The 5,785-nt window shown below is 65.9% G+C and carries 2 protein-coding genes; both read left to right on the top strand.

What is annotated here, in order from left to right:
• A partial coding sequence (locus LVD10_RS17825) for a hypothetical protein (protein ID WP_237064492.1) occupies positions 1–579 on the top strand: 579 nt, incomplete at its 5' end.
• An 8-nt stretch (positions 580–587) separates the two neighbouring features.
• The coding region (locus tag LVD10_RS17820) for an OmpA family protein (protein ID WP_237064491.1) at positions 588–5,785 on the top strand (5,198 nt) is incomplete at its 3' end.

Below are 5,785 nucleotides of genomic sequence, written 5' to 3'. Positions count from 1 at the left end.
ATGAACGGCTACCAGGATGCCGGTGAGGGCGGTGTGCCCGGGGCGCGGGTGGTGACCGCCACCGGCCTCAATGCCACCACCGATGCCCACGGCCGTTTCCATATCACCTGTGCGGTGGTGCCGAACCAGGATCGCGGTTCCAACTTTGTGCTGAAGCTCGACGACCGCAGCCTGCCCAGCGGTTATCGTCTCACCACGGAAAATCCGCGGGTGCAGCGCGCCACGCGGGGCAAGATGATCAAGTTCAACTTCGGCGCCGGCCTGCACCGCGTGGTGCGCCTGGACCTGGCCGAGGCGGTGTTCGAGCCGCAGACCACCGAGCTGCGCCCGCAGTGGCACTCGCGCACGGAGCTGCTGCTGGAAAAACTGGCCGAGGCCCCGTCGGTGCTGCGCCTGTCCTACCTGGCCGAGAACGAGGACCCGGCGCTGGTAGAGCGTCGCCTGCAGGCGATCAAGGCGCAGGTGGCCGAGGAGTGGGCGGCCGAATACGGCGACTATGAACTGACCATTGAAACCGAGGTGTTCTGGCGGCGCGGTGCGCCCCCGGGCAGTGGGGATGGAATCGGGGGATGGGAGTGATGTCCTCTATGCAAAGTAACAAGCACAGCGCCTGCGAGCGGGCCAAGACAGATACCGGCATGAAACCACAGGTCCCCGCGATGGCACTGCGTCCCCTGGCCCTGGCCGTGGCGGCCGTGCTGGCCCTGCCGCTGCAGGCCCAGGAATCCACCACTGCGGTGAGCGAACCGGCCTGGTGGGAAGTGTGGAAGCAGGTCCCGGGTCTCACCACCGATGTGGAGACCACGGCGGAGTACACCGAGCAGCCGGTGGGCAACAACACCGAGACCATGACCCTGGGCCAGCCGCGCCGGCAGTGGGTGCAGGATGCGTCGCTGTTCGTGGAGGCGATGGAGCCGGTGGTCGAGGAAAATGCGATCGGCCCGCTGCTGTATGAAAGCGTCGACGACGATATCAGCGAAGAGGCAGTTGCCGCCCTGCGGGAAAAACTCGCCGCCCTGGGTGAAGTCCATAACCTCCGCCTGCACTTTGTCGGCCATACCAGTGCGGGTTCGCTGAGCCAGCAGGAACTGGCGGAGTACCTGGACAAGGAAGAACTGTCCCGCGCGCGGGCGAAGCTGGTGGCGGAGTATATGCAGCTGTCGCTGGACCTGCCGGAAGACGCGGTCAGCTATGAAGGCCTTGGCGATGCCGAGCCGGCGGTGGAAAACATTACCAGTGTGGGGCGGGCGCAGAACCGCCGGGTGGAAGTGCGTCTGTCCTACGACGAGCTGGACGAGGCGGCGCAGGCGGAAATGGCCCGCGCCCAGGCGCTGGACCTGAATCGCATCAAGGTGTGCCGTCAGGAGACCGTGTGCCGGCTGCGCTATGCCGATGGCAGCGACCAGCGTGCGCGGATCAAGAACCTGGTATCGCCGCTGCGCTGGGAGCCGGGCCAAGTAGACCTGCCCGAGGCCTTCGTGCGCCGTATCCGCGAGGTGCGCGCACAGATGGCCGATCGCCAGAACCTGGTGGTGCACTTTGTCGGCCACACCGATGGCCAGTCACTGCCGGAAGGCCCGGCGGAACTCTATGATAACCCGACGGCCCTGTCGCAGGCGGAGGCCCGCCGGGTGGCACTGGCGGTGCGGGATGCCCTGGGCCTGCCCGCTTACGCGGTGACCTTCACCGGCAAGGGGGCCAGCCAGCCGATCGCCGCCAACGATACCGCCAAGGGCCGTGCCCTGAACCGCCGGGTGGAAGTGGAGTTCTGGTACGACGACCTGATGGAAACCGCCGGTGACGGCATCCAGGCCTGCCCGGAAAATGCCGGCGCCGAGACCATCACCATCGCCCACGAATCCCCCAATACCACGCTGCCCACCATCCGCTTCGAGCAGGGCGACCCGGTTATCTCTGACGGCCAGCTGGCGGCGATCCGCAGTGTCATGAATGAAGTGGCAGGCAAGGCCAACGTGCGTGTGGGCTTTGTCGGCTACACCGACAACGAGCGCATGGAGCGCCGCGAGGCCATGGTCTACGGTGATGACGTGGGCCTGTCCCGGGCCCGCGCGCGCCGGGCGATGGAGCAGGTGCAGCAGCGCCTCGCCCTCACCGACGAGCAGGTCACCTTCGAGGGCCGCGGTTACGTGCAGTCCGACGATGTGGTGTCCACCGGCTTTATCGAGATGGGCGGCGCCCGCGTGGAAGTGCAGGTGCTCTACGACGAACTGGCGGTACTGGCGGAGCAGGATCGCCTGGCCATCGAGCGCATCGACCGCGAGGCACAGGCCAACAATCCCTACGCGCTGAACCTGATGCGCATTACCGTCGACGGCAGTCCCGAGTACGACCCGTACCGCAACTCCGCCGACCTGCAGCGCTGTACCGACCTGGCACTGGAACAGGCCAATATCCAGTTCCGCTTCGACAACCAGAAAATGGCCCCGCGGCTCAACGTCAGCGCCTGGCCCACCACCGTGCGCTACGCCGACGACCCGGACACCGAGGTCGATGACAGCCGCGTCGAGTTCCAGCGCTACACCAACTATCCGGCCTTTATCGAGCGCGCGGAAGTGCGCGTGTTCGAGGAAGAGCAGTCCGTGCGCGACGAGCCGGTGGCCGTGGTGCCGCTGGACATCGACGGCCGCGGCGCCTGGAGCGCCGACATGGAGGCCTTCGAGGCGCCGCTGAAAAAACTCCAGTATGTACTGCGCGCCTATGATGATGCGGGTCGCTACGACGAGACCAAACCCCAGTCCCTGTGGCTGGTGGACCGGCTGGACCCGCCGCAGCAGGAAGCCGACCCGGAAGAGGAGCTGCTGGTGGGCTACGGTGAAAACCGCCTGGCCCGGCAGGGCATCCCGCTGGACGGCAACTCGGTGCTGGTGAACGGTGGCCAGATCCCGGAGGACCACACCGTATGGGTGGCGGGGCGCCCGGTGCCGGTCAGTGACAGCGGCGAGTTCGTGGCCGAGGAAATCTTTACCCGCGGCCTGCACACCGTGGAAGTGGCGGTGCTGGACGAGCAGGGCAACGGCGAGCTGTTCCTGCGCGACCTGCGCTTCCGCCGCAACGACTGGTTCACCGTGGGCATCGCCGACCTGACCATCGGCATCGACGACACCAACGGCCCGGCGTCACTGGTCACCGGTGACGAGACCCACTACGACAACTCGGTGAGTTACGACGGTCGCCTGGCGTTCTACACCAGCGGTGACTTCGGCGAGGGCTGGAACCTGTCCGCCAGCGCCGATACCGAAGAGGGTCCGGTGGACGAGCTGTTCTCCAACTTTATGGAAAAGACCCCGGATGCGCTGTTCCGCCGCCTGGACTCGGACCTCTACTACCCGACCTTCGGCGACGACTCCACCGTAGTGGAAGACGCACCGACCTCCGGCAAGTTCTACGTCAAGCTGTCCAAGTACGACGACTACGGCATGTGGGGTAACTTCAAGGCCTCCTACACCGACAACGAACTGGCCCACATCGACCGTGCCCTCTACGGTGCCAATGCGCACTACGAGACCGACGACGTCACCAGCTTCGGCGAAAAGCGCTTCGAGATCGATGGCTTCAGTGCCGAGCCCGGCACCATCGCCGGTCGCGACGAGTTCCGCGGCACCGGTGGCTCGCTCTACTTCCTGCGCCACCAGGACATCCTCGCCGGCTCCGAGCGGGTGCGGGTCGAGGTGCGGGACAAGGACTCCGGCCTGGTGCTGGGGGTCAAGAACCTGACCCCGGTGATCGACTACGACGTGGACTATATCCAGGGCCGCATCCTGCTGAACCGCCCGCTGTCGGCCATCGCCAGTGACAACCTGCTGATCCAGGACGGTTCCTACAACGGCAACCCGCAATACCTGGTGACCCGCTACGAATACACCCCGGGCTTCGAGGAGCTGGACACCCTGGCCGTGGGTGGCCGTGCCCACTACTGGCTGGGTGAGCACGTGAAACTCGGTGTGAGCGGCAGCCAGCAGGATGAGGAAGACAACGAGTCCTCCCTGCAGGGCGTCGACCTGACCCTGCGTGCCAGTGCCGGCAGCTGGGTCAAGATCGAGTCCGCCACCAGCGAGGGCAATAACCTCGACAGCCTGTCCTCCCTCGACGGCGGCTTCAGCTTCAGCCGCAGCGGTGCGGATGGCTTCGACACCGTCGAGGCGCTGAACCCGGATCCCAAGGCCGCCGCCAACAAGGTGGAAGGCAGCCTGCACCTGGGGGATGTGTTAGAGGGGGCGCGCGCTTCCGGTACCTTCTACCACCAGGAGCGCGAGGCGGGCTTCGCCGCACCGGGCCAGCTGGTGAACCAGGACACCACCCAGAGCGGTGCCAGCGTCAACCTGCCCATCGGCGAGCGCTTCGATGTGGGCATAAAGGCCGACCAGCGCGAGCAGGAATACGGGCTGCAGACCTCCGCGGTCGACCTGTCCGTGGGCTACCGCATCAATGAGAAATGGCGGGTGACCACCGGTGGTCGCGCCGATACCCGCGAGGACTACTCACCGGTGGTGGCACCGACCCAGACCCAGGGTGACCGCACCGACGTGGCAGTGGAAGCGGCCTACAACTCCGGCGCCGACTGGAGCGCGTTCGGCTTCGTGCAGCAGACCATGGAAGTGACTGGCAACCGCGATGAAAACAACCGCGTCGGTCTCGGCGGCGCCTACCGGGTGAGCGAGCGCCTGACCCTCGACAGCGAACTGTCCGAGGGAGACACCGGCACCGCCGCGCGGCTCGGCACTGACTACCTGATCAGCGACCGCACCAACCTGTACCTGAACTACACCCTCGACAACGAGCGTACCGATACCGGCGTGCGTGCCCGCAAGGGCAACATGGCCAGCGGCTTCCGCAGTCGCTACTCCGACAGTCTGAGTGTCTACGGTGAGGAGCGCTACACCCACGGTGACGTCTCCACCGGCCTGACCCATGCCCTGGGCATGGACCTGGCGCCCAGCGACCGCTGGCATTACGGCACCAGCATGGAAGCTGGCACGCTGGAAGACCCGCGCACCGGTGCCCAGACCGAGCGCCGTGCCGTGGGCGCCAACGTCGGCTACAGCACCGAGGCGGTGCGCCTGTCGTCGGCGGTGGAATACCGTACCGACACCATGGAAACGCCGGTGGACGCGGACACCGTGACCGAGTCCGAGCGGGAGACCTGGCTGCTGAAAAACAATGCCAGCTACCAGCTCAACCCGAACTGGCGCCTGGTGGCGAAGCTCAACTACTCCGACAGCCAGAGCTCCCAGGGGCAGTTCTACGACGGCAAGTTCACCGAGGCGGTGATGGGCTACGCCTACCGCCCGGTAGACAACGACCGGCTGAACACGCTGATGAAGTACACCTACTTCTACAACGTGCCCACTGCCGGGCAGGTGACCGTGGAGAATACGGCGGCGGAGTTCATCCAGAAGAGCCATATCTTCTCCGTGGACGCCAGCTACGACCTGACGCGCCGCTGGACCCTGGGGGCCAAGTATGCGTACCGTCTGGGCCAGCTGAGCCAGGACCGGGTGGACCCGGAGTTCTTCGACAGCCGTGCGAGCCTGTACGTGCTGCGGGCGGACTGGCACTTCGTGCACGAGTGGGACCTGCTGATCGAGGGTCGTATGCTGGACCTGCCGGATGCACAGGACCGTCGGAGCGGCGCGCTGCTGGGTGTTTACCGGCATGTAGGGAAGCACCTGAAGGTAGGGGCGGGCTACAACTTCACGGACTTCTCGGATGACCTGACGCAGCTGGACTACGACAGCCAGGGGTTCTTCATCAACGTGGTGGGCAA

The sequence above is a fragment of the Microbulbifer zhoushanensis genome, from assembly GCF_021729055.1.
In the GTDB taxonomy this organism is placed as follows: domain Bacteria; phylum Pseudomonadota; class Gammaproteobacteria; order Pseudomonadales; family Cellvibrionaceae; genus Microbulbifer; species Microbulbifer zhoushanensis.
Note: the sequence above shows the minus strand (reverse complement) of the source record. Positions and strands in the feature narration are given on the sequence as shown.